The following is a 23,358-nucleotide window of genomic DNA, read 5'->3' as shown; positions in this document are numbered from 1 at the left end:
CAGGCGCAATGAACTATGTTAATGCCTTACTAGGAATCTAAACAAGGTCATTACAGTTTTTATCTTGAGTCATATGTAACTAAAGGTTACCAATTACAGTCTTAAGCTCATTAGCGGCAAAGTTACCGTATGCAAGCCTTTTCAGGTAAGCGAGCACTTAGCTTTCGCTTTTTTACACGCAATCAAATTAGCTGCCGGATCGGCTTTGCGGGGTTACCTGCGACCACGGTTTTTGCGGCTACATTTTTTGTAACTACGGCGCCAGCGCCTATGATGGCGTCATCACCAATAATGACGCCTGGCATTATGATAGCGCCGCCACCAATCCATACCCGTTTACCGACCTTAATTGCTTTAGCGGTTTCTAAACCTGAGCAACGCAGCTCGGCATCGAGTGGGTGACTCGAGGTATAAAACTGTGCATTGGGGCCGACCATAGTCTGCTCATCAATAGAAATAGGCGCATTATCCTGCAAGGTGACATTCACATTGATAAACACTTTGTCAGCAAGGGATAGGTTGGCGCCATAACTGATAAAAATCGGCGTGGATATCGTTGCGGCTGGTGATTTATGGGGAATGAGCTGCTGACTGAGTTGGCTGTACTCTGGGGTATCTTGGTCAATTATTTGATTTAATTGTCGATTCAGCCGTTGCTGTTGAGCTCGTAAACTTAATAGTTCGCTGGCAAGGCAATCATATTCTTGGCCAGCGATCATCTTTTGGAATTCAGTCATGTCATCTTTCCCTAGGGTGACTGTCGTAAATGCGTAAGGGCTAAATAGAAACACATCGCTTGCTGAGCAGCAATTCTTTGCCCTTTGAAGTGGTCGGCCTCATAATATGGCAGTTTTCTTTATTGAAGTTGAGTATTAACGTGCGTTTAGACAAATTTATCTGTGAGAGTACCCCACTGACTCGCTCATTAGCGAAAAAAGCCCTGCATCGCGGTGACATCACTTGCGATGGCATAGTCGTCAAAGACTCGGGCTTTAAAGTGACTGAAGGTATGCGTGTTTGTCTCCAAGGCGAGCCTATTGCCTTAGTGGGCGTACGTTATTTAATGCTCAACAAACCGGTCGACACCATTTGTTCAACGATTGATGAAACCTATCCATCGGTATTGAGCTTAGTGGATGTGCCCAAGCCTGAAACCTTGCACATTGCTGGTCGTTTAGATGCTGATACCACAGGGCTAGTGCTGATCACTACCGACGGCCAGTGGTCGCATAAAATCACTTCACCGAAGAAAGAATGCGGTAAACGCTATTTAGTGCAACTCGCCGATCCTGTGGATGCCGGCTTGATTGCAATATTTGCCGCTGGCGTTGAATTACGCGGTGAAGATGGCTTAACTAAGCCTGCATTGCTGGAGATTATTGAGCCGCAATTAGTGCGACTCACCATCACTGAAGGTAAGTACCATCAAGTGAAACGTATGTTTGCTGCTGTGGGCAACCACGTGCAAGGGTTACACCGTGAAAGTGTGGGCCAAATTGAATTAGATCCCGCCTTAGCGCTGGGTGAATGGCGTTATTTGACCGCCGAAGAAATAGCATCAGTTTAACTCAAGGAATCTACAGAAATGCCGCCCGAGTTTGACTCGTGGCGGCATTTTTATTGGTGCGATAAAATCTGACTGATTACTGCTTCTTTAAAACCAAATCACCGCTGATAGTGTTCATTTTTACACTGGCTGCACCCGAACCGGTTTGGAATGACAGCTCGGCGCGTGGCACGTATTTCTGCTTTTTAGGTTCATCTTGGGTTAAGGTATTTTTGATCTTGCCACCTGGGCCGCCGTCTAAGTCAAAGCTGGCATCTGGCATATCGGCAAAAGTCACTATGATATCGCCACTCACACTTTCTAAATTGGCTCTGTTGAAGTTTTTTGCCAGTGACACTTTTGAGTCACCGCTGACGGTTCTGAGTATGATTTCCTTAGCGAGGCTAAAGTTAGCATTCACTTCGCCAGAAACTTGTTCAACCATCACTTTTTCGGCCTGAGTTTGACTTATTAAGTCACCACTTACGAGGCGATAGTTCATTTCCCCTTTACTGTCAGTGTCTTGAATCGTGCCTGATACTGTCTCTAATTTCACTTTACCATCGAGTGCTTGAGTGATGATGTCGCCTGAGACTGTGTGTAACTCAGGTTTACCACTAAGGTTGTTAGCTTTGATATCGCCACTGACGGTATTCAAATCGAGTTCACCTTGGGCTTCTGCGACTTGCAGATTCGCTGAAATAGTATCCGCACTGAGTTTTACTGTCTTTGGCACTTTAATGGTGAGCTGCGAGCCTTTGTCATTACTGCCATTGTAGTGGCGGGGCATTTTGTCTTCGATATTGAGGCTGTTTCCCTGTTGCTCGAACACAAAGCCTTCGCTCAATTCATCGAGTGTACCTGTGACGCTGACTTCACTCTTATCCCAGGTTTGAATCGTCACATCGCCGCGCTGTACTTTGATCTGCAGTTGGGTGTCGCTACTAATATTAAGCTGTTTATCAACACTTTGCGCTGCGAACACATTGCCCATCAAACCTAAATAGAGTGTCGAAAGCAATAGACTGGCTTTAGTGAGATTGAGGTTACTCATAGGGTGTTTCCTTGTGTCGAGTTTCTAATGGGTAGTTTTTGGCCCTGTTGCAATAGGTCGAGCTCACGTTGCTGCACCCAAAGCCAGAGTTGCCAAAGTTGTTTATCGGTTGGATTTGCTTGTAAAGCTTGGTAAATCTGGGTTGCCGCGCGTCTTAGTTCCGCCAAACCTTGCTCAACGGGCGCGCTGAAACTGCTGGTCTGCCAAGCTAGCGCATTCGTTGTCTGCTCTAGGTTATCCACTTGCGCTTGGTGCGATGCCGCGATTTGGGTTAACAGTAACTGTAAGGCCGCATCCCCTTGTTGCTCTGGCATAGCTGAGTTTTGGGCAAGCTCTGGCTGCTGTGTGGTTAATTGATTGAAATAAGGCAATTGGCTATATCCCAATGCCACTAGCATGATAAAAGAGGCTGCTATCGCCCACTGTCGGCCGCTCTGGGATTGGCGTGTTTGGGAAACCAGCGGTTTGTCCATACGCTTTTCAATGCCTTGCCACAGATCATGGGTGGGCGGCATTGCGTTGGGAGCACTATTGATCAGTTGCTCAAGCTGTTGTTCACGGGAAAGCGGCGTTAACGTCATTACAGCATCTCCTGTAGTAGTTGCTTAGCTCTATGGTATTGGGTCTTGCTAGTGCCGACGGCAATGCCAAGCAAGTCAGCGATTTCATCGTGTTGATAACCTTCGATGGCGCAGAGTACGAACACCATGCGTGCCCGCTGCGGCAGTTTGAAAATCAACTTATCTAATCCGCTATAACTTTCATCTGAACTCATAGGTTCAGTCTCATTTTCCAGTGGGATAAATCGTGCCCAGAATGATTGTTGTTTACGAATACTGCTCAAGGCTTGATTGACACAAATGCTGTGTAACCAAGTGGAAAACTGACTCTCACCTCGAAATTGCGGCAACTTCTGCCACACTAAAATAAAACACTCTTGGGTAATTTCTTCCGCCATAGTTTTATGGCCGCAAAGGCGCAGTGATAGGGCATAAATACGTTGGTGATGGCTCTGATACAGCAGTTTAAATGCGGCTCTGTTGCCTTGGCTGGCTAAGGTGGCCAGTTCAAAGTCAGACATTGCGCTATTGAGTGGGAGTATCCCTGCCGTCACTGTCATTCCCTGCCATAATTATTAAGTGTTGTAGTTTTGACGCACTGAATGCAGCAAAAGGTTTGGAACTGTAAAAAATATATTTTATTAAGATTCATTATCCAGCGTAACATTTTTGTAATCTGTAGTAGAATCCGCCCGAAAATATACAGTTAAGCTAATGAAGTTATTCATTTTATACCAATTGGTATGGTGACATTTATATCAGCGTTGAGACGGTATATTTAACAAAATTAACACGCATTACTTTGAAAAATATGTCGGCATCATCTTGATGAACTAAGCTAAAAATAATGAGGTGCTCACGATATGAGAGCTTAAATCCACAGATTGTCAGAGTATTTGATATGAACTTTTCATGTATTGCTACACTTGCGCTGTTAAAGGCTTAATTTGCAGCTATCTTTTTAAGATAGATTATTTATTCGGGGACTTTCTATGCTAATCCGCTCAAAGTTGTTACTCAGCGCAGCTGTGTCTATCTCGGCATTAGTTGCCATGTTTGGATTACAACTCCATTCAAATTCGGTTAAGTCGGAGCTCTCCCATGCCGTTCAAAATGTGCTTGAGTTAGAGCGCGATGTCTTAATTCTGCGTAAAAACGAAAAGGATTTCTTCGCGCGTAAGGATTTAAAATATGCCGAGCTACATAAGCAAAGCCACATGGCAATCGACGGTATTGTCCCAGAATTAGAGAAAGTCTTTAAAGAATACGGTGTGTCCAAGGCATCGCTTGAAAGTTTTGATAGTAATTTAAATCAGTATCAAGCTGCTTTTTCTGAAGTGGTGCAGCTACAGCAGGAAATTGGCTTAACGCCTAAAACAGGTTTGTACGGCACATTGCGTACGGCGGTGCATAATGTTGAAACGCTGCTGAAGCAATACAATCAGCTCGAACTCGAAGTGGCTATGCTGCAACTGAGGCGTAACGAAAAAGATTTTATGCTGCGTCGAGAGCTAAGTTATGTTGAAACCTTTGATGCCAACATTGGCAAGTTTAATGACAAGCTACGTTCATCGAGCTTAGATGCCGATACCCAAAATAAAATTGCAGAGCTTATTACTCAGTATCAGAAAGATTTTAAAAGCTTAACCAATAAAGAGCAGCAACTCGGTTTGACCGAGAAAGATGGCACTATGGCGCGTCTTGTCGCTGCCAACCTACAAATTGAAAGTAGCGCGAATGACTTACATAACCTAGCGCTTAAGGCGATTGATGATGCTGAGAGCAGCAGCGTTAATGTAGGTATTGCTGTGTTTATCTTTATCACGTTGCTGCTATCTATCATTACCTATTTGATCATCCGCAGTATTATCGCCCCGGTTGAGCGTATCACGCAGATCATTGCTCGTATCGAAGTGAGTAAAGATCTGACCTTGAGATGCGATGCATCAACGCAAGATGAACTTGGCGAAATTGCACAGCACTTCAATAGTATGGTGAGTAGCTTCCAGCAACTGATTGAGCAAGTGATAGAGTCGGTCGCGACAATTAACACCTCCTGTAAGCGCGTATCCGAAAATGCCATGCTTGCCTCTGAAGGCGTAGGTCAACAGCTCAATGAGACTGACATGGTTGCAACGGCGATCACTGAAATGGGCGCAACCATTGACGAAATTGCTAAAACAACTGAGTTAGCGGCATCAAAAGCGGGCCAGACCCACGATAATGCGCAAAGTGGCCAATTAGAAGTTGAGCAAACGATTCATAAAATCCAGTCACTTGCTGAGCAGCTCAATAGCTCGGCTGCGGTCGTTAATGAGCTGGAACGTGACAGCGAGACAATCGGTAGCGTGTTAGATGTGATCCGCGGTATTGCTGAGCAGACCAACCTCTTGGCCTTGAATGCGGCGATTGAAGCGGCGCGTGCGGGTGAGCAGGGCCGTGGTTTTGCCGTGGTTGCCGATGAGGTGCGTAACTTAGCGATGCGGACTCAATCGTCAACCCAAGAGATTGCGAACATTATTCAGACCTTACAGACGCGTACTCGCTCGATTGTGCAATTGATGGAATCGAGTCAAAAACAAGGTGTTGAGAGTGCGGAGCAAGCGGCGAGTGCCGGTGCGTTACTCAAGCTTATTAATACTGATGTGCGTAACATCATGGACATGAGTACTCAAATTGCCGCGGCGATTGAAGAGCAAAGCATGGTGGCGGCAGAAGTGAACAAGAACGTGGTGGTGATCCGCGATATCGCCGAAGAATCCTCCCATGCGGCAGATGCCAATGCGTCGGCATCGGATGAGCTGAAAGCGCAGGCTGAATTCTTATTCCGTGCGGTCAGTAATTTTAAAATCTAATATTTAAAAGCCAACTCTAATCTAATGAGCAGAAGCTAGCTTAGAAAATACACTAACAAAAACGCACTCCGAGGAGTGCGTTTTTATGTCTGAGTGATTAGCTCTGCAAGCTTAGTGATTCGTTAAAACAGCACACTGTGCATTGGAACCACTCAGATTAGTCAGAACGTTCAGTGACTATAATGATTGACAGAACTATTAGTGACGGAACATGGCAGAGATAGACTCTTCGTTGCTTACGCGACGAATTGCCTCAGCCAGTACCGCAGACATAGTTAACTGAGTCACTTTAGCCACTTTCAACATTTCTGGGCTTAAAGGAACAGTGTCAGTCACAATCACTTCATCAATCACTGAGTTAGCGATATTTTCAGCCGCTTTGCCAGAGAACACTGGGTGAGTTGCGTAAGCAAATACGCGGTTCGCACCATGTTCTTTTAAGGCTTCAGCCGCTTTACACAGAGTGCCGCCTGTGTCGATCATATCGTCAACGATAATGCAGTCACGACCTTGAACATCACCAATGATGTGCATAACTTGAGCAACGTTCGCTTGTGGGCGACGTTTATCAATGATCGCTAAATCAGAATCATCCAACAGTTTTGCTACTGCGCGAGCGCGAACAACACCACCGATGTCTGGAGAAACAACGACTGGATTATCTAAGTTCTTCGCTAACATATCTTCTAGCAGCACTGGGCTACCGAATACGTTATCAACAGGAACGTCGAAGAAACCTTGGATTTGCTCAGCGTGCAGGTCACAGGTCAGAACGCGGTCAACACCCACGCTAGACAGGAAATCGGCAACGACTTTTGCAGTAATCGGTACACGGGCGCTACGAACGCGACGGTCTTGACGAGCATAACCAAAGTAAGGAATAACGGCTGTGATACGGCCAGCAGATGCACGGCGCAGCGCGTCAACCATCACGATGAGTTCCATCAGGTTGTCGTTTGTCGGCGCGCAAGTGGATTGGATGATGAACACATCGGCACCACGTACATTTTCGTTAATTTGGACACTGATTTCACCATCGCTGAAACGACCAACCACTGCGTCTCCGAGTTTGCAAAATAGACGATCGGCTATCTTTTTAGCGAGACTGGGGGTGGCGTTCCCAGCAAAGAGCTTGATGTCGGGCACTGTATGAACCTCAGGCGTTTGCTTTATATTTTAGTGGCTAGAGTAACGACGATATAGGGACGGGAGGAACCCGAGGCGTTATCGTTAAGTGGTTACTCTAGAAGAAAGTAGTTTAAGGGTGACTGAGTCGCGTGATGAGCGGCGAAAGATTCATCCCTTGTGCAACAAATCCTTGCATTTCAGACGGTAATTTCGCCAAGGCTGCGAGAGCTTGCTGCTGTTGTGTGAATTCCCCGAACACGCATGCGCCTGTTCCTGTCATTCTCGACGGCGCATATTCTAGCAGCCAGCCTAATGCCTTGGCAACTTGAGGGTATTTAGAAACGACTAGTTTTTGACAATCATTTGCCCAAGGTTGGCTCATTAAGGTATCTATGGCCAGTTTCGGGGTATCACGCGGTAAAAGTGGATCTTGGAATACGTCTGCGGTGGAAACATGGGCATCGGGTGCTATGACTAAGTACCAAGGCTCACTCGGATTTACTGCTTGTAAGCGTTCACCCACACCTTCGGCAAAAGCGGCGAAACCATGAATAAAAACAGGAATATCGGCACCCAATTTAAGGCCGATTTTAGCCAATTCTTCGGTCGATAATTGGGTGTGCCATAACTTGTTCAATGCCACTAATGTGGTCGCTGCATCGGACGAGCCGCCGCCTAAACCGCCGCCCATGGGCAGGCGTTTATCCAGCCAGATCTCTGCGCCACCGTTAAAGCCCGTGGTTTGCTGTAATGATTTTGCGGCTCGCAGAATTAAGTTATCGCTGTCAGCGACAACGCCCGACATATTGGAGTGCAAAATCAGTTCAGGGGTTTCAGTGACCTTAAAATCGAGCATGTCGCAGCAATCGATAAACTGAAACAAGGTTTGCAGTTCGTGGTAACCGTCGGCGCGGCGGCCATTAATGTGTAAAAACAAGTTGAGCTTGGCTGGCGCAGGCCAATTGCGGGAAATTGCAGCGGGCATGTTAAGGTTGTTCTCCGACTAAGATCGCGGGCTTGCCAAGAGCTTGCCATTGATTCAGTTGTAGTTTGAGTTGTAAATCACCACGTTCAAGCTTTAATTGATGGGGCACACTGGCGCCGCTCTGGGATTGCCAACTTAAAAATGCGACCTGCCAAGGTGGCGGGGTTTGAGTATTGGTTAGCTGTTTAGGTTTGCCTTGGCTATCACGTGCGATGACCTGATCATTGGGGCCAACTTGGCCAGTGATCCACAAAGGTAAATCGGCCAAGGGGATGGACCAACCGCTGACACGCTCGAGTAAACGTTGGGCATTATCGTCGCGAAAGTCTTTGTCATCGATATGCAAATGGGCCGAGTTCGGGGTTGAGTTAAGCGTCAACACAGTCGTACCTAGCATAGTGGTGAGTGTCAGTTCGTCGCGATCTTCACTGTGGCGCCAGTAGATATTAGCGCTGAGCTTATCGTCAGGAGTTTTTATCGCCAGTTTACCCTGTAATTCCCAAGCGGTTGCTTGGCGCGCATCCGTGACTGTGATTGGGCTTAGGTCAGTCATCGGCGGCAAGGTTTCACACCCCGCCAGCAAGAGTAGGGCGCTTAAGGTAAAACAAGAGAAAATGGTTTTTGTGAGGCGCTTCAAATTATTCATCTATGACTGATATACCAAAGTCCTTATGATACGAGGGCTTGGAAAGAATACCAATGCCAAACGTAAAATTTCCATCGGCGGTCACTTAGATTTGTTCCTTCGGGGCAAATCCAGCCTTACCTATCATTGATAGAAAATTTAGGTAAGAAGTTAGACCTTTATTCGGTTTTGTTAAGCGTATTCTGTTTTTAGTTGGGCCGATTCAGTAGAATGCCCTTATTAAGAGAGTCGCCAAGAATCTAGAAAGAGTCAGATGAGCCTTGTAGCAATCGGTATTAACCATAAAACAGCCACGGTAGACCTGCGCGAGAAAGTTGCCTTCTCTCCGGACAAAATTCATGACGCTATGAAGAGTCTGGCCAGTCGTACACGCTCGGGTGAAGCCGTTATTGTCTCGACCTGTAATCGCACTGAGTTGTATTGCAACAACGGCGATGAGGCCGACATTATTGCGTGGCTTGAAGAATATCACGGCCTTGATCATAAGGACGTCGCGCCTTGTCTCTATAATTATCACGGTCAGGATGCCGTCAGGCATTTGATGCGTGTGGCCTCTGGGCTCGATTCGTTGATCTTGGGTGAGCCGCAAATTCTCGGCCAAGTAAAACAAGCATTTGTTAAGGCCAAAGAGGCTGGTACGGTTGCGCTAACCATAGATAGACTCTTTCAAAATACCTTTTCTGTCGCCAAAAAAGTCCGTACCGATACTGAAATCGGCGCCGCCGCAGTGTCTGTGGCATTTGCCGCGGTTAGCATGGCGAAACATATTTTCTCGTCGATATCGACCACGAAAGTGCTGTTGATTGGCGCGGGTGAAACCATAGAGTTGGTTGCTAAGCATCTTAAAGACAACGGCGTGGCGTCTATGGTCGTAGCAAACCGGACTCTTGAACGTGCCCAAGGCATGTGTGAAGAGTTTGGCGCAACAGCAATTACACTGGCACAGATACCAGATTATCTCCCAAAAGCCGATATCGTGATATCCTCTACCGCCAGCCCTCTGCCTATCCTAGGTAAAGGCATGGTCGAAAAAGCGCTAAAGCAGCGTCGCCATCAACCTATGTTATTGGTTGATATAGCAGTTCCCCGGGATATTGAGCCGGAAGTCGCCGATTTGGATGACGCGTTTCTGTATACAGTGGACGACCTGCATAGCATTATTGAACAGAATATGGCTTCTCGAAAAGAAGCCGCCGAGCAAGCTGAAGTAATTACTGAAGAACAATCTTTCCTATTTATGGATTGGATCCGTTCTTTAGAGTCGGTCGACAGTATTCGCGAGTATCGCAGCCAGAGCATGGCGGTAAAAGATGAGTTAGTGGAACGCGCCCTGAATAAATTAGCCCAGGGCTCAGACACTGAGCAGGTATTGATTGAACTAGCCAATCGCCTGACCAATAAACTTATCCACGCACCGACACAGGCCCTCACGGCAGCGAGTCGTCAGGGCGATTTGAATACTCTCGGTCAGTTAAGATCAGCGCTTGGATTAGATAAACACTAAGGTTAGCGAGTTAAATGAAGGAATCCGTTATCCGCAAGCTGGAAGGCTTGCTCGAGCGCAATGAAGAAGTCATGGCTTTGCTGGGTGATGCTAGCGTCATTTCGGATCAAGACAGGTTTCGCGCGTTATCGAAAGAATATGCCCAGTTAGAAGACGTTGTTGCTGGCTTTAAAGCCTATCAGCAAGCGCAGGCTGATCTCGATTCTGCCAAAGAAATGCTGGAAGAAGACGATGCTGAAATGCGTGAAATGGCGCAGGAAGAGATGAAAGCCGCTAAGGCCAAACTCGAGCATCTTGAAGATGAACTGCAAATTCTTTTACTGCCAAAAGATCCCGACGACGATAAAAACGCCTTCGTTGAGATCCGCGCAGGTGCAGGCGGTGATGAAGCCGCGATTTTCGCGGGCGATTTGTTCCGTATGTACAGCCGTTATGCCGAAGCAAATCGCTGGCAGATCGAAATCATGAGCTGTAACGAAGGTGAACATGGTGGCTTTAAAGAAGTGATCATGAAGGTGAGCGGTGAAGGTGTATACGGCAAACTTAAGTTTGAATCCGGCGGTCACCGCGTACAACGTGTGCCAGAAACCGAATCCCAAGGTCGTGTGCATACTTCTGCGGTGACTGTGGTTGTACTGCATGAAGTGCCTGAAGCTGAAGCGATTTCAATCAATCCTGCCGATCTGAAAGTTGATACTTTCCGCTCATCGGGTGCGGGTGGTCAGCACGTTAACAAAACTGATTCTGCCATTCGTATTACCCACATTCCAACAGGGATAGTGGTGGAATGCCAAGATCAACGTTCGCAACACAAGAACCGTGCCCAAGCCATGAGTGTACTGGCCGCACGTATTCAAGCTGTTGAAGACGAAAAACGCCGTAGCGCCGAAGAATCGACCCGTCGTAGTCTGGTTGCCAGTGGTGATCGCTCCGAACGTGTACGTACTTACAACTTCCCGCAAGGCCGCGTGAGCGAACATCGCATCAACTTGACTTTATATCGCTTGAACGAAGTGATGGAAGGCGATCTCGATGCCATTTTATTGCCTCTGATGCAAGAGCATCAAGCCGATCAGTTAGCCGCACTGGCTGACGAGCAGGGGTAGTTTTGTCAGATCAATCTAGCATAGCCGAAGCCCTGCAATGGGCTTATGTGCAGTTAGCATCAACCTCTGAATCCGCCCATCTGGATGCAGAGGTTTTGCTGTTATATTGCCTCAATAAAAGTCGCAGCTATTTATACACTTGGCCTGAAAAATCCCTGACGGTTGAGCAGTGGAAACGCTTCCAGCAAATGGTACAGAAACGTCAAAAGGGCATGCCTGTGGCACATATTGTTGGTGAGCGTGAATTTTGGTCGCTGCCTTTTATCGTTAACGACACGACTTTGATCCCGCGTCCTGACACGGAAATTCTGGTCGAAACCGCTTTGAACCTGCCGCTTTCAACCTATGCCAAAGTGCTCGACTTAGGTACTGGCACTGGGGCTATTGCGTTGGCGTTAGCGTCTGAGCGTGAGTCATGGCAAATCACCGCGGTCGATAAAGTCGATGATGCCGTGGCTTTGGCTATCGCGAACCGTGAGAATTTAAAGCTGCCGCAGGTCGACATTCTTCAAAGCGATTGGTTTAGCGCGGTAAAGTCGCGTGACTTTGACTTAATCGTCTCAAACCCACCTTATATTGATGAAGCAGACGAACATTTGCACCAAGGTGATGTGCGTTTCGAGCCCCAAAGCGCGTTAACCGCCGCCGAGGAAGGCTTTGCCGATCTTTACTATATTGCCAACACTGCTCGAGATTACTTAAAGCCTAACGGCTATATCCTGCTCGAACATGGTTTTGAACAGGCGGTAAGACTCAGAGCTAAGCTTATCGAACTGGGCTATGAAAATGTCGCCACAGTGCGAGACTTTGGCAGCAATGACAGATGCACTATGGGTAAATGGGCAGAATAACGCGTTGCTTTAAGTGAAGGTATTTACCCTGTTATACCGATTTATCGAACGCCATTGGTTATTGCCAATGGCGTTTTTGTTTTCTAAAGAGTCAGTTTAAGCAGATGTAAGGTTAAAATCGCCAACCTCAAACATTACAACACTTTCACCATAAAGAATTTACTGCCGGTTTCTGGGTAGGCTTGTTGTATCCACTGTACGCGATAGCCGTGGCGCTCATAGAAGGGCTTAGCTTGAAAATCTAAGGTATCGAGCAGGGCAAATTGGCAGCCGCGCGCTTTTGCTTGGCTTTCTGCCTCTAATAGCAAGCGCGTGCCGATTTTTTGGTGTCTTAGGGTACCATCGACCCACAGGTAATCAATTAACAACCAATTGCCGAAGGTTTTGCCGCTTATTCCCGCTAACAGTTTACCTTCGGTATCTTGTAATTTGAGGCCGAGATTTTTACGGCTAAGCCCTTGCCATTGGACTTGGTTGAACTCGATGATTTTTTGTTTTATGGCATCGGCGAACTCGGTTGATTCATCGTTAATTAAGCTTAAATTCATCGTCTATTCTCGTTTGATTTTTTATGTTGTTAGCTCTGACTATCAGGCTGATAGGCATTGGTATGCCGTCACGGATTAGGGTAAACTAGCGCCTTTGTCACTGACCATAAGTATCGTAATGGAAACTTTTTACAGTCTATATCCTGCGGTTAAACATCTGCATTTTACCTTTATCGCGTTGAGCGTGTTGCTGCTTACCGTGCGCTTTGTTCTGCATCTGCGCCAATCAGCTTTGATGGAGAAGAAACTGCTCAAGATAGCGCCCCATGTTATCGACACTTTCTTATTGCTGTCGGGTTTAACCCTGTGTTTTATGATCCAACAATTTCCTTTTGTGGATCCTTGGATGACCGAAAAAATCGGTGCTGTAGTTGCTTACATTGTCCTAGGTGCGATTGCCATAAAGGCAAACAGAAACAAGTTGTTCAAAGTATTTGCTTACTTAGGCGCGATAGGCTGGTTGGTTTATGCTGCTAAATTGGCTCATTTTAAACAAGCGGTCTTATTGGGTTAATGGGTAACTACACTCTGCAAGATGGCATTTCATTGCCCGAGTCGGCATTGGATGTAGGTGCGCACCTTGGATTTTCTAAACTAGAAGCCGCTAAATGGGCTTGGTTTGAAATGGCGGGAGCCGTATTAAGTCATTACTTGGTTGACCAACAACAGCGTTTTAATGCGCTGTTGCATTGGTTTTACGAGGATTTAGGCTTTTGTGTCCGCGATAATTACTTTAGTACTGAGGCAGCGGATTTAGGCACTTGCTTGATTAGCCGCCAAGGGAATAGCACTACGCTGGCAACTGTCTTGATGTTACTGGCGAAGCAGTTAGATCTTGAGCTTGAACCAATATTGCTACCCGGCAATACGGTGCTGCGTTGCAAGATTGCCGGTGAAGTGAGTTATCTGGACCCTTTGACGGGCAAGGAGCTCAGCCGTCACCAGTTGCATGTGCTAGTGCGCGGCGAGTTAGGCAATGCGGCCGAGCTTAAGGCGAGTTACTTAAAACCTGCAACGGTGAAAAAACTGCTGACGCGTATGCTGCATGAGCTAAAAGCCGGTTGCATAGTGTCGCATCAATTTGAGGCGGCGATGGAATGTTGCAGTCTCCTGTTGCAATGGCATAGCGATGATGTGCACCTCAATCGTGAGCGAGCCTTTATCGCGCAGCAGCTGGGTTGTATCAATGTGGCAGCTGCTGATTTGCAGCATTTTGTCGATAACAGCCCCCACGATCCCGTGATCGAAATCGTGAAGATGCAGCTCAAAGAATTAAACGAGCATGCCGAGATTTACCATTAAAGCAGAGCCTTTCGGGGCTCTTCTTATTTATCAACTGTTCAATCCAATCAGCAAAAATAATAATACTGGGCAGATGGAAGTTTGACCCAGGGACTTAAAGGTTAAGTCTCTAATAAAAATAAAATAATAACTGTATTAACAGGGAGAAATTAGCATGACAAGCACGGCCTTAGTGACGAACGATGCCACGGCGTTAGGGATACTCGCGACAATTCTAGGTTTTGTATTTTATACCAGCAGCAGTAGTCATCCTTTTTGGCAGAAGTTTTATCGTTTTATTCCCGCCCTTTTGTTGTGCTATTTCTTGCCATCATTATTGAATACCTTTGGGGTGATCGACGGTAATACCTCACAACTGTATTTTGTGGCGTCACGTTATTTACTGCCAGCGTGTTTAGTCTTATTAATTTTAAGCGTTGATTTAAAAGCTATTTTAAGTTTAGGGCCGAAAGCCTTAATCATGTTTTTAACCGGCACTGTCGGCATTGTCATCGGTGGCCCGATTGCTTTGCTATTAGTGTCTGTTATCGAGCCTTCTTTGATCGGGGTAGATGGTCCCGATGCAGTATGGCGCGGTATGACGACTTTAGCTGGAAGCTGGATTGGTGGCGGCGCAAACCAAGCGGCGATGAAAGAAATCTATGCGGTAGGTGGCAATATTTTCTCTGTGATGGTGACAGTCGATGTGATTGTCGCCAATATCTGGATGGCCGTGTTGCTATTTATGGCCTCAAAGGCGAAAGAAATCGATGCCAGAACGGGTGCCGATACCTCAGCAATTGAAGCGTTAAAAGAAAAAGTTGAAAAGTATCACGCTGAAAATGCACGCATTCCTAATCTGCGCGATCTTATGCTGATTGTCGCCGTTGGCTTTGGGATCACAGGTATCGCCCACATGGCCGCCGATTTTCTTGGGCCATTTTTTGAAGCGAACTACCCTTGGACCGAAGATTACAGCTTAACTTCTAAGTTTTTCTGGTTAGTGGTGATAGTCACAACCATTGGTTTGGCGATGTCCTTCAGCCCAGTACGCCATTTAGAGGCGGCGGGGGCATCGAAAGTGGCGTCGGCCTTCCTTTACATCCTAGTGGCGACGATTGGTCTGCATATGGATGTGAGTAAAGTGCTCGACACACCTTTGTACTTTTTAATCGGTATTGTGTGGATGATAGTGCATGCTGGCTTTATGTTATTGGTGGCTAAGTTGATAAAAGCGCCGCTGTTTTACATGGCCGTGGGTAGTCAAGCAAATGTCGGCGGTGCGGCATCTGCCCCTGTTGTTGCTGCGGCATTTCACCCCGCTTTAGCGCCTGTTGGTGTGTTGTTAGCCGTATTTGGTTATGCGTTAGGGACTTACATGGCGTGGCTCTGTGGTCAACTTTTACAGCTAGTTGCAGCATAGCGGTCTTAGCCCTATATTCAGTTCATCGCTGGGAAAGGTTCCAGCATTTTAGAGAGAAGTTGCGATGAGTAATAAAATCATAAACCTAGGTTCAATCGAGATTGCTAACGATAAACCTTTCGTGTTGTTTGGTGGCATGAACGTGCTTGAGTCTCGCGATCTCGCTATGTCGATTGCTGAAACCTACGCCGAAGTGACCCAAAAACTGGGTATTCCTTATGTGTTTAAGGCGTCCTTTGATAAGGCGAATCGCTCTTCAATCAACTCTTACCGTGGCCCTGGCATGGAAGAAGGTTTGAAGATTTTTGAAGAAATTAAAAAGACCTTTAACTTACCTTTGATCACTGACGTGCATGAAGTGCACCAGTGTGCGCCTGTTGCTGAAGTGGTTGATATCATTCAGTTGCCAGCATTCTTAGCCCGCCAGACTGATCTGGTTGTCGCTATGGCAAAAACCGGCGCTATCATCAACGTGAAGAAGCCACAGTTTTTAGCGCCGCACGAAATGCGCCATATCATCACTAAGTTTAATGAAGCGGGTAATGACGAGATCATCCTATGTGAACGTGGTTCAAGCTTTGGTTATAACAACTTAGTCGTTGATATGTTGGGCATGGATGAGATGAAGCAATCTGGCTACCCAGTGATTTTCGATGCGACCCATGCGCTGCAACGTCCTGGTGGCCGTGCCGATTCTGCTGGTGGACGTCGTGCACAGGCGACCGAGTTAGCGCGCAGCGGTATGGCGCTGGGTTTAGCGGGTCTATTCATTGAAGCCCATCCCGATCCTGATAACGCTAAGTGCGACGGCCCATGTGCCTTACCTTTGCATCAGTTAGAAAATTATCTGAAGCAGATGAAAGCGATTGACGATTTGGTTAAATCTTTCGAGCCAATCGATACCAGCAAGTAATCGCAAGCTAAGACTTAATGAATTAGTGACTTAATGATTTAATCCCAAAGCCTCGACTCGTTCGGGGCTTTTGTTTTTCAGCTGAAATAATCCGATGGCTATAACCCTGTAGCTATCTGAAACATTAATGTTTTATGATGAGGTTTGCCTAACCCTCGTCTTTATTGCCGACCTCATTCTTTACGGAATACCTTCATGTGGATCTTACTAACTTTGCTGGCGGCATTTATGCAGGCTTGGCGTAATGCGTTTCAAAGCCAGCTGAGTAAAGAGGTGAGTGTTGCGGGCGTGACCTTAGCGCGTTTTATTTGGGCTGGGCCCATTGCCGCCGTGTATCTGGTAGGTTTATATCTTTGGCAGGATGTCGGAGTCCCCGATTTTAGCGGCCGTTTTATCGGTTTTATCTTAGGCGCCTCGGCGATGCAAATCCTCGCGACGGGTTTGATGGTGAAACTGTTTAAGCTGCAGAATTTTGCTATTGGGGCTGGGCTGGCTAAGAGTGAAGCTGTGGTTGCGGCGATATTAGGCACAGTGTTTTTTGGCACTCATTTATCACCATTAGGTTGGTCGGGTGTATTACTGGGTGGTGTGGCGATTTTTCTGATGAGTGCCAAACAAGGCCTGCGAAGTCTGTCGCTCAATACAGCATTGATTGGTTTAGCCTGTGGTACTTCGTTTGCGCTGACATCGCTCTGGGTGCGGGAGGCGAGTTTGTGTTTGAATATCGGCTTCCCCCATAGCGCCGCTTGGGTGCTGTTATTCGTGATTAGTCTACAGACCTTAGTGTTAGTCAGTTATCTGTTACTTAAGGATAAATCCACACTGGCCGCGTTATGGCAGCGACCTAAGCTAACCTTACTCACTAGTACCGCCAGTTGTTTAGGTTCTATCGGCTGGTTTAGTGCTATGTCGTTGCAGGCTGTGCCTTATGTAAAAACCTTAGGTCAAGTTGAAGTCTTCTTTATGATCTTAATTGCCACCTTTTGGCTGAAGGAAAAAGTGAAGATAAAAGATATGCTTGGATTAATCCTTATTGCTATCGCCGCCATTTTAGTGATGTGGGAATAGTTTCAAACTCATTGATACCATGTCGATTTTTTATACTAGAATAAAATGCGATTTAGCCAGTTTATATCAAGCTGATATGAACTGAGATACAAACATATACATACCTTGCAGCTTAGATTTTGATACCATTTTTAACCGAGTGCTGTGCGAGTTAAGGAACTAAACAGAGAACTATGCGAAGAAAAATAGCAAAATTAAATCTGCCATTGTGGCAATGGCTGGCAGTGATATTGTTTCCCATTGGGGTTGCTGTGGTCGCAAGTTATCTCTTAGCACAGAATTTTTTGGAAGATAAAGCCAAAAGTATGGGGGCTATTTATGTCGGCCACATTGATACTTTGATCTCACATGCAAATGAGATAAACCATTATGCCTTGGCGCTGAAGGAGACTGAATGCAGAGAGTTATACAACTATATGTTGTTCCAACCTTACTTTCGCTCGGCTTTAATATTTGATCCGCAACGTTTTTATTGTTCATCTAAAAGAGGTGATATCGATGTTCCTTTAGGTAGACTTAGTACTACTGAAAATTTTGAAATATCTAGCCAGTTTATTGTTGGCAGCACGCCTTATATGCCTGAGGTACCAGCGATAGTGACATTAGACTGGGAACCGATATCTAAGCACGGCGCCGCTGTGATTATTGAAGGGCAATATTTATTAGACTCCTTTGCACAGCCCAATGTGTTTCCCAGCGCAGTGATCAATGTCGCTTTATCTATAAATGGTAAAACGATTCCTGAGTCACCCGAATTTAAACAAAATGAGGTGATGACGCTCGATTCTGATAAGCACAATTTTTCAGTGTTATTAGCAATGTCACCTGCCTTTTTCTGGCATTTCTTCTGGATATTTTTGGCCATTTCTTTGCCCGTTAGCATAGTCTTGATTACGGGTACTATCCTATTTGTGCTCTATTCAAGGGTTACTCGCCATTCCCTTGCCGATGACATTCGCAGTGGGATAGAAAACGAAGAGTTTTTCTTAGTTTATCAGCCTGTGATTTGTGCCGAGGATGGTAAGGTCAAAGGCGTTGAAGCATTAGTGCGTTGGCAGCATCCTCAAATGGGCTTAGTGCGGCCTGATTTGTTTATTCCCATTGCCGAAGAGGGCAAGTTAATTGTCCCATTGACCAACTATATTTTTGAGCGGGCATTAAAAGATTTTGCCGATATGAAGGTCGAACCGGGCTTTAGAGTTGCGTTTAACGTGGCGCCAGAACACTTTACGCAGGATGATATCGAGTCGAAATTTATTCATCTGCGGGATTCCCTGGAGCGTATTGGCGTTAAGCCCTTGATTGAAATCACCGAACGGCAATTGTTAACGCCGGATATTTGCCAGTGTATTGAAAGCTTGCGACAGTTAGGAATTCTTGTGGCAATCGATGACTTTGGTACTGGGCAAACCACTTTATCCCTGCTGCAAACGATGCCGTTAGACTATCTGAAAATTGATAAATGCTTTATCGATACCATAGGGCAAGATTCTGTCACTTCCCATGTGCTCGATACTATTATCGAGCTCTCCCACAAGATGAACTATATCGTGGTGGCAGAGGGGGTTGAGACGCAGGAGCAGGCGGATTATTTAACCAGTCGCCAAGTGCATTTTCTGCAAGGGTATCTCTTTGCTAAGCCGATGAAACTCGCTGATTTAAAGCTATGGTTAGTCGAGCATTTTAAACGTTAGCATCATAAAATCAGTCAGCAATAAGGGCACTTAGGTGCCCTTATTGCTGTTCAAGCGTTATAGCTAAAAGTGCGTGCTAAAGGCTTTGGTTTAAGCCTCTGGTTGAAAGCTTAGCGTTAAAGTCTCTTTTTAAAGTTTCTGGTTAACAGCTCTGGCTAGAGGCTTAATCAAAGACTATAGCCAGTTTCTTCATGTTCCGATAAATCTAAGCCGTTAACTTCTTGTTCTGTGCTGACACGAAGGCCGCCAAGTAGTTTACGGATGATCACGAACAGTAACCAAGTGACCACAGCTGTATAAGTGAATGTTGCCGCGACCCCGATAATCTGTACCCCAAGTTGGTCTATCATGGTTTCGTTCACGGCCGCAAAACCGTAGCCGCTAAAGACGCCTAATTGGGTCGAGCTAAACACACCGGCCAAAAGGGTTCCGAGAATACCGCCGACCCCGTGCACGGGGAAAACGTCTAAGGAGTCATCGATCTTAAGTTTCTGTTTGATATAAACCGTTGAGTAAAAACACACGATCCCGCCGAGTAAACCAATTACTAAGGCACCCGCTGGGCCAACATAACCAGACGCCGGCGTGATAGTGCCTAAGCCTGCTACCATGCCTGTGACTATGCCAAGGGCGCTGGGTTTGCCAAACTTAATCCACTCGATTGCTGCCCAAGTCATCGCGCCCATAGAAGCGGCGAGATGAGTTGCTAGAATCGCCATGGCTGCAGTGCCATTGGCGCCAAGCGCGCTACCACCATTAAAACCGAACCAACCGACCCACAGCATGCCCGCACCTGTGACTGTCATGGTGAGGTTGTGTGGCATAATCGCTGAGTTTAAAAATCCCTTGCGCGGACCTAGTACTTTAGCGGCCACGAGTGCTGCAACCCCGGCGGTAATATGTACTACGGTTCCGCCCGCGAAATCATATAGTCCTAGCTGGGCTAACCAGCCTCCGCCCCACACCCAGTGGGTGATCGGCGCATAAACCAATAATAACCAAGCCCCTGAAAAGATGAGCACAGCTGAGAATTTCATTCGCTCGGCAAAGCCACCGATGATTAAAGCTGGCGTTATGATGGCAAAGGTCATTTGAAATAGCATAAACAGGGGCTCAGGAATATCCCCGCTGAGACTATCTCGGCCAATGCCAGACAGTAATGCTTTATTTAAGCCACCGATAAATCCATTGCCCGCATCGAAGGCGAGCGAATAACCTATGGCAAACCATAAAACTGAGACAAGGGCGGCGATAGAGAAGCATTGCATCAATATCGAGAGTACGTTTTTACTGCGTACTAAACCGCCGTAAAATAAGGCTAATCCGGGTAAGGTCATCAACAACACCAGCGCGGATGAGCTTAAGATCCACGCAGTATTCGCGGCGCTGAACTGACCCTCATCGGCGACAGCATTGGTCGCCAACATACTGAATAATATCAATAGATATTTAAAACTAAGTCTGAAGTTCGCTAGTATCATAGGGCATCCACTCCTTCTTCCGAAGTGCGAATGCGCACGACTTGTTGGAGTTCGGTCACAAAGATTTTGCCATCGCCCACTTTGCCTGTATGGGCCGCGGCAATAATGGCTTCGATAACGGCTTCTTCTTGATCGGAGTGAATGGCGACTTCGAGCTTCATCTTAGGCAAAAAGTCCACTGCGTATTCGGCGCCACGATACAATTCTGTATGGCCCTTTTGGCGGCCAAAGCCGCGCACTTCAGTGACAGTCATGCCATGGACGTTGAGCTGAGTTAAGGCTTCACGTACATCGTCTAATTTGAACGGTTTAATGATTGCGGTGACCAGTTTCAATTTTCTCTCCAACAAACTTCAGACTCAATTTATTGGAATAAAGCAGGAATCAGGCCATATAAACAAAGCATTTATTATCATTGCGTTAACATTCAGTCGCACCGAAATAGCATCAAGAATTGATGCAAAACGGTGCAAAACAGAATCAAATCGCCCTGATTTGGTGCGTTTTATTGGTGCAAGATGAGTTCTGCTGGCAAGTATCAGTGCAGATAGTGTCGAGTGGATATAAAGCGAGGGGAGTCAGCGTTTTAATACGCTGCATGAGTGCGGGAAATTAAATCGCGATTTACAGGTTATCCTTATTAATCAATTTATTGCCTTTAACTTAACTAGGCTGGTTGTGCTCGCTTAAACTGCTAGCTGTTTGACTCGCGCCCAAAGCTCGGCATTGACTGGCGCACTTAAACCGTGCGCTTGTGCACGCTCACAGATATAGCCGTTAATTTGGTCTATCTCGGTTCGCCTTTGATGCGCAATATCTTGGTGCATCGACGAGAAGTTCCCCGCAGTGAGGCGGATCACTTGGTAGACCCTGTCGTGCAAAAATGATTGATCAAGCGACACGCCATCATGTGCGGCAACCATGACCAACTCATCGAGAATACCCTTAATCATTTCACTAAAATCTGGCTCAGCTAGTTTGCCATTGGGGCATTGATATAGCGCCGTGAGCGGATTGATGGCGGCATTGACTGCGAGTTTTTGCCACAGGCAAGGCACAATCGCATCGACCCATTCACTGCTCGGAATGGCAGCCAGCAAAGCGTTGCGATAATGCTCCGTCAGTTCAGCGCCTGTGAAATGCCCCAGCTGAGTCAGCCCTTGTCCGGTTTGCTTAATCAGCCAAGGGGCTTGGCGTAACACCCCTTGGGACGTTGTCCCTAGGCTTAGCCCTCTGCCATTGGCTTGCGCATTAATCAGCGGTGCCAGCGCTAAATGAGGTCCCATGCCATTGTGTAATAACAAAATATGGCATTGGCTAGGCAGTTGCTTGAGCAAGGGAGAGAGCGCATTGAGCACTTGATAGGCTTTAACGCAGACAATCACCAGACGGATATTGTCGAGCGCATCGGCAGTTAAGATAGGCACCGAATACGGGATAGCTTGTATCTGTTGATGGTCATCTGCAGACGCTAATGGGGTGAAACTCAGTACTTGCTGGCCAGATTCGAGGGCATTACGGCCGATAAAACCGACATTCATGCCCGCAACTGTCAATTGGCGACAGATCAGTTGCCCAACGGCACCTGCACCTAAAATGGCAATATCCACAGCATGAGTCATATTCGCAGCCTTAAGGTTTCTGTATCAGTGCCAATTGAAAGCGTTCGGATTAATCTTCCCGCAACTGCGCCGCACGGAAGTATTTGCCATAGGCCCAATTACAAAAGTAGAACAGCGCTATGCCCGCAAAGTCGGCAATGACATCCGCCACAGAGGCGCTACGGTAGGGTAAACGCGATTGCACTAGCTCAATTAAAATGGCATAGCTTGCCAATGTGAGCGATAGCCAATACCACTTAGGTTTGAAAGCGAGGTAGGAGAGATAGGAGAGGCAAAAAAAGCTCCCAAGATGGCCTACCTTGTCGATATTCGGAATACTTTGCGAATAGGTTGGTCTGGAAAATACCAGATAACTGATCACGACAAAGGCTACGGCTAAAGGCAGCTTAAATAGGGTATTTTTAGTTATCACAAATATGTTTGCATTAGCTTAGAGTGGGGCAATGATAGGAAAATCCACCACTAAAGTCATCCATGATTACGCTTTTATTCTAGGCTTTACCTTCAACTTAGGCCTGTGTGTGGGTAAACTAGCTGCATATTAATTTGATATGGGACATAAAAACTATGCCTTCAATGGATATTGTGTCAGAAGTGAATGAAGTTGAACTGCGTAATGCGGTTGATAATACTAAGCGTGAGCTGGCGACACGTTTCGATTTTCGCGGTAAAACGGCTGACGTGGAATATAAGGATCATGTGGTCACGTTAACCGCTGAAGATGACTTCCAATGCCAACAATTAGTGGACATTTTACGTATGCAACTGAGCAAACGTAATGTGGATCCGTCTTCGATGGAAGTCGATGAGAAAGCCATCCACAGCGGTAAAACCTTCTCCCTAAAAGTGAAGTTTAAAGAAGGTATAGAAACCTTAATCGCTAAAAAACTGGTCAAGCTAATTAAAGACAGCAAACTTAAAGTGCAAGCGTCTATTCAGGGCGAGAAAGTACGAGTTACAGGTAAAAAACGTGACGATTTACAAGCTGTCATGGCGTTGGCACGTGAATCTGAGTTAGGCCAGCCTTTCCAATTTGATAACTTTAAAGATTAATCGAGCAGAATTGGTTTAACGTGATGCAGTATCGCGTTAG

24 protein-coding genes are annotated in these 23,358 nt (G+C 46.4%); 12 read left to right on the top strand and 12 right to left on the bottom strand.

Annotated elements, in window-relative coordinates; translation table 11 throughout:
* Positions 1–182: 182 nt before the first annotated feature.
* Positions 183–737, bottom strand: coding sequence for a sugar O-acetyltransferase (locus AC5YB3_RS08030; protein ID WP_126492718.1), 555 nt, complete (start codon positions 735–737; stop codon positions 183–185).
* 77 nt (positions 738–814) lie between these two features.
* Here AC5YB3_RS08030 and rsuA point away from each other — a divergent pair, with 77 nt between their 5' ends.
* The gene (rsuA, locus tag AC5YB3_RS08025) at positions 815–1,567 is read left to right on the top strand and encodes a 16S rRNA pseudouridine(516) synthase RsuA (RefSeq protein WP_172599642.1); all 753 of its coding nucleotides are present in this window, start codon (positions 815–817) and stop codon (positions 1,565–1,567) included.
* Between the two features lie 76 nt (positions 1,568–1,643).
* On the opposite strand, the gene AC5YB3_RS08020 is transcribed toward rsuA, so the two are convergent.
* From AC5YB3_RS08020 to AC5YB3_RS08010, 3 genes are read right to left on the bottom strand one after another with little or no spacing between them, the layout of a single operon-like run.
* A complete protein-coding gene (locus AC5YB3_RS08020) occupies positions 1,644–2,600 on the bottom strand; it encodes a DUF4097 family beta strand repeat-containing protein (RefSeq protein ID WP_494526913.1) in 957 nt (318 codons plus the stop codon).
* Positions 2,597–3,181 carry an anti-sigma factor gene (locus tag AC5YB3_RS08015; RefSeq protein WP_432358725.1) on the bottom strand — a complete coding sequence of 195 codons (585 nt, stop codon included), beginning with the start codon at positions 3,179–3,181 and terminating at the stop codon, positions 2,597–2,599. Before AC5YB3_RS08015 ends, AC5YB3_RS08020 begins: the two co-directional genes overlap by 4 nt.
* Positions 3,181–3,714: an RNA polymerase sigma factor gene (locus tag AC5YB3_RS08010; RefSeq protein ID WP_071938775.1), complete on the bottom strand. Its 534-nt coding sequence runs from the start codon at positions 3,712–3,714 to the stop codon at positions 3,181–3,183. The genes AC5YB3_RS08015 and AC5YB3_RS08010 overlap by 1 nt, the downstream gene beginning before the upstream one ends.
* A gap of 438 nt (positions 3,715–4,152) precedes the next feature.
* Here AC5YB3_RS08010 and AC5YB3_RS08005 point away from each other — a divergent pair, with 438 nt between their 5' ends.
* Positions 4,153–6,015 carry a methyl-accepting chemotaxis protein gene (locus AC5YB3_RS08005; RefSeq protein WP_494526912.1) on the top strand — a complete coding sequence of 621 codons (1,863 nt, stop codon included), beginning with the start codon at positions 4,153–4,155 and terminating at the stop codon, positions 6,013–6,015.
* 198 nt (positions 6,016–6,213) lie between these two features.
* Here the strand turns inward: AC5YB3_RS08005 and AC5YB3_RS08000 are convergent, their stop codons facing one another.
* From AC5YB3_RS08000 to lolB, 3 genes are all read right to left on the bottom strand, one after another.
* Positions 6,214–7,161 (bottom strand): ribose-phosphate pyrophosphokinase, encoded by a 948-nt coding sequence (locus AC5YB3_RS08000; RefSeq protein ID WP_006080255.1) that lies wholly within the window; start codon positions 7,159–7,161, stop codon positions 6,214–6,216.
* Between the two features lie 112 nt (positions 7,162–7,273).
* Positions 7,274–8,128 (bottom strand): 4-(cytidine 5'-diphospho)-2-C-methyl-D-erythritol kinase, encoded by an 855-nt coding sequence (ispE, locus tag AC5YB3_RS07995; RefSeq protein WP_006080256.1) that lies wholly within the window; start codon positions 8,126–8,128, stop codon positions 7,274–7,276.
* A 1-nt stretch (position 8,129) separates the two neighbouring features.
* Positions 8,130–8,774, bottom strand: a complete 645-nt coding sequence (gene lolB, locus AC5YB3_RS07990; RefSeq protein ID WP_494526911.1) for a lipoprotein insertase outer membrane protein LolB — start codon at positions 8,772–8,774, stop codon at positions 8,130–8,132.
* Positions 8,775–9,027: 253 nt separating this feature from the next.
* Here lolB and hemA point away from each other — a divergent pair, with 253 nt between their 5' ends.
* From hemA to prmC, 3 genes are read left to right on the top strand one after another with little or no spacing between them, the layout of a single operon-like run.
* Positions 9,028–10,278, top strand: a complete 1,251-nt coding sequence (gene hemA, locus AC5YB3_RS07985; RefSeq protein ID WP_012090153.1) for a glutamyl-tRNA reductase — start codon at positions 9,028–9,030, stop codon at positions 10,276–10,278.
* Between the two features lie 14 nt (positions 10,279–10,292).
* The gene (gene prfA / locus AC5YB3_RS07980; RefSeq protein ID WP_012090152.1) at positions 10,293–11,384 is read left to right on the top strand and encodes a peptide chain release factor 1; all 1,092 of its coding nucleotides are present in this window, start codon (positions 10,293–10,295) and stop codon (positions 11,382–11,384) included.
* A gap of 2 nt (positions 11,385–11,386) precedes the next feature.
* Positions 11,387–12,235, top strand: a complete 849-nt coding sequence (gene prmC / locus AC5YB3_RS07975; protein WP_259582250.1) for a peptide chain release factor N(5)-glutamine methyltransferase — start codon at positions 11,387–11,389, stop codon at positions 12,233–12,235.
* Positions 12,236–12,369: 134 nt separating this feature from the next.
* On the opposite strand, the gene AC5YB3_RS07970 is transcribed toward prmC, so the two are convergent.
* Positions 12,370–12,783 carry a GNAT family N-acetyltransferase gene (locus tag AC5YB3_RS07970; protein WP_311987346.1) on the bottom strand — a complete coding sequence of 138 codons (414 nt, stop codon included), beginning with the start codon at positions 12,781–12,783 and terminating at the stop codon, positions 12,370–12,372.
* 118 nt (positions 12,784–12,901) lie between these two features.
* On the opposite strand from AC5YB3_RS07970, the gene AC5YB3_RS07965 reads away from it, so the two are divergent.
* From AC5YB3_RS07965 to AC5YB3_RS07940, 6 genes are all read left to right on the top strand, one after another.
* Entirely contained in the window at positions 12,902–13,297 is a 396-nt protein-coding gene (locus AC5YB3_RS07965) for a SirB2 family protein (protein ID WP_006080263.1), read from the top strand.
* Positions 13,297–14,085: a SirB1 family protein gene (locus AC5YB3_RS07960; RefSeq protein WP_006080264.1), complete on the top strand. Its 789-nt coding sequence runs from the start codon at positions 13,297–13,299 to the stop codon at positions 14,083–14,085. The genes AC5YB3_RS07965 and AC5YB3_RS07960 overlap by 1 nt, the downstream gene beginning before the upstream one ends.
* 154 nt (positions 14,086–14,239) lie before the next feature.
* The gene (locus AC5YB3_RS07955; RefSeq protein WP_494526910.1) at positions 14,240–15,487 is read left to right on the top strand and encodes a DUF819 family protein; all 1,248 of its coding nucleotides are present in this window, start codon (positions 14,240–14,242) and stop codon (positions 15,485–15,487) included.
* Positions 15,488–15,551: 64 nt separating this feature from the next.
* Entirely contained in the window at positions 15,552–16,400 is an 849-nt protein-coding gene (gene kdsA / locus AC5YB3_RS07950) for a 3-deoxy-8-phosphooctulonate synthase (RefSeq protein ID WP_006080266.1), read from the top strand.
* A gap of 195 nt (positions 16,401–16,595) precedes the next feature.
* The gene (locus tag AC5YB3_RS07945; RefSeq protein ID WP_494526909.1) at positions 16,596–17,468 is read left to right on the top strand and encodes a DMT family transporter; all 873 of its coding nucleotides are present in this window, start codon (positions 16,596–16,598) and stop codon (positions 17,466–17,468) included.
* A gap of 173 nt (positions 17,469–17,641) precedes the next feature.
* On the top strand, positions 17,642–19,162 hold the full coding sequence (locus AC5YB3_RS07940; protein WP_494526908.1) for an EAL domain-containing protein: 1,521 nt from the start codon (positions 17,642–17,644) through the stop codon (positions 19,160–19,162).
* Positions 19,163–19,329: 167 nt separating this feature from the next.
* Here the strand turns inward: AC5YB3_RS07940 and AC5YB3_RS07935 are convergent, their stop codons facing one another.
* The 4 genes from AC5YB3_RS07935 to AC5YB3_RS07920 all read right to left on the bottom strand — a co-directional run bounded on the left by AC5YB3_RS07935 (position 19,330) and on the right by AC5YB3_RS07920 (position 22,677).
* A complete protein-coding gene (locus AC5YB3_RS07935; RefSeq protein ID WP_259582246.1) occupies positions 19,330–20,643 on the bottom strand; it encodes an ammonium transporter in 1,314 nt (437 codons plus the stop codon).
* A complete protein-coding gene (locus AC5YB3_RS07930) occupies positions 20,640–20,978 on the bottom strand; it encodes a P-II family nitrogen regulator (protein ID WP_006080270.1) in 339 nt (112 codons plus the stop codon). The genes AC5YB3_RS07935 and AC5YB3_RS07930 overlap by 4 nt, the downstream gene beginning before the upstream one ends.
* 351 nt (positions 20,979–21,329) lie before the next feature.
* The gene (locus tag AC5YB3_RS07925) at positions 21,330–22,265 is read right to left on the bottom strand and encodes a ketopantoate reductase family protein (protein WP_494526907.1); all 936 of its coding nucleotides are present in this window, start codon (positions 22,263–22,265) and stop codon (positions 21,330–21,332) included.
* A 49-nt stretch (positions 22,266–22,314) separates the two neighbouring features.
* Entirely contained in the window at positions 22,315–22,677 is a 363-nt protein-coding gene (locus AC5YB3_RS07920) for a VanZ family protein (protein WP_494526906.1), read from the bottom strand.
* 155 nt (positions 22,678–22,832) lie between these two features.
* Between AC5YB3_RS07920 and AC5YB3_RS07915 the strand changes: the two genes are divergently transcribed.
* Positions 22,833–23,318 (top strand): YajQ family cyclic di-GMP-binding protein, encoded by a 486-nt coding sequence (locus AC5YB3_RS07915; RefSeq protein WP_006080274.1) that lies wholly within the window; start codon positions 22,833–22,835, stop codon positions 23,316–23,318.
* The last annotated feature ends 40 nt before the right edge of the window (positions 23,319–23,358 follow it).

Source organism: Shewanella sp. 1311, from assembly GCF_059338235.1.
Note: the sequence above shows the minus strand (reverse complement) of the source record. Positions and strands in the feature narration are given on the sequence as shown.

Bases quoted from the DNA above. Each gene is read 5' to 3' on its own strand.
- AC5YB3_RS08030 (WP_126492718.1), bottom strand. From the start codon at position 737: ATGACTGAATTCCAAAAGATGATCGCTGGCCAAGAATATGATTGCCTT.
- AC5YB3_RS07915 (WP_006080274.1), top strand. From the start codon at position 22,833: ATGCCTTCAATGGATATTGTGTCAGAAGTGAATGAAGTTGAACTGCGT.
- AC5YB3_RS07945 (WP_494526909.1), top strand. From the start codon at position 16,596: ATGTGGATCTTACTAACTTTGCTGGCGGCATTTATGCAGGCTTGGCGT.
- lolB (WP_494526911.1), bottom strand. From the start codon at position 8,774: ATGAATAATTTGAAGCGCCTCACAAAAACCATTTTCTCTTGTTTTACC.
- AC5YB3_RS07935 (WP_259582246.1), bottom strand. From the start codon at position 20,643: ATGATACTAGCGAACTTCAGACTTAGTTTTAAATATCTATTGATATTA.
- AC5YB3_RS07965 (WP_006080263.1), top strand. From the start codon at position 12,902: ATGGAAACTTTTTACAGTCTATATCCTGCGGTTAAACATCTGCATTTT.
- AC5YB3_RS08015 (WP_432358725.1), bottom strand. From the start codon at position 3,181: ATGACGTTAACGCCGCTTTCCCGTGAACAACAGCTTGAGCAACTGATC.
- prfA (WP_012090152.1), top strand. From the start codon at position 10,293: ATGAAGGAATCCGTTATCCGCAAGCTGGAAGGCTTGCTCGAGCGCAAT.
- kdsA (WP_006080266.1), top strand. From the start codon at position 15,552: ATGAGTAATAAAATCATAAACCTAGGTTCAATCGAGATTGCTAACGAT.
- ispE (WP_006080256.1), bottom strand. From the start codon at position 8,128: ATGCCCGCTGCAATTTCCCGCAATTGGCCTGCGCCAGCCAAGCTCAAC.
- AC5YB3_RS08005 (WP_494526912.1), top strand. From the start codon at position 4,153: ATGCTAATCCGCTCAAAGTTGTTACTCAGCGCAGCTGTGTCTATCTCG.
- AC5YB3_RS07955 (WP_494526910.1), top strand. From the start codon at position 14,240: ATGACAAGCACGGCCTTAGTGACGAACGATGCCACGGCGTTAGGGATA.
- AC5YB3_RS07970 (WP_311987346.1), bottom strand. From the start codon at position 12,783: ATGAATTTAAGCTTAATTAACGATGAATCAACCGAGTTCGCCGATGCC.
- hemA (WP_012090153.1), top strand. From the start codon at position 9,028: ATGAGCCTTGTAGCAATCGGTATTAACCATAAAACAGCCACGGTAGAC.
- AC5YB3_RS08020 (WP_494526913.1), bottom strand. From the start codon at position 2,600: ATGAGTAACCTCAATCTCACTAAAGCCAGTCTATTGCTTTCGACACTC.
- AC5YB3_RS07940 (WP_494526908.1), top strand. From the start codon at position 17,642: ATGCGAAGAAAAATAGCAAAATTAAATCTGCCATTGTGGCAATGGCTG.
- AC5YB3_RS07960 (WP_006080264.1), top strand. From the start codon at position 13,297: ATGGGTAACTACACTCTGCAAGATGGCATTTCATTGCCCGAGTCGGCA.
- AC5YB3_RS07925 (WP_494526907.1), bottom strand. From the start codon at position 22,265: ATGACTCATGCTGTGGATATTGCCATTTTAGGTGCAGGTGCCGTTGGG.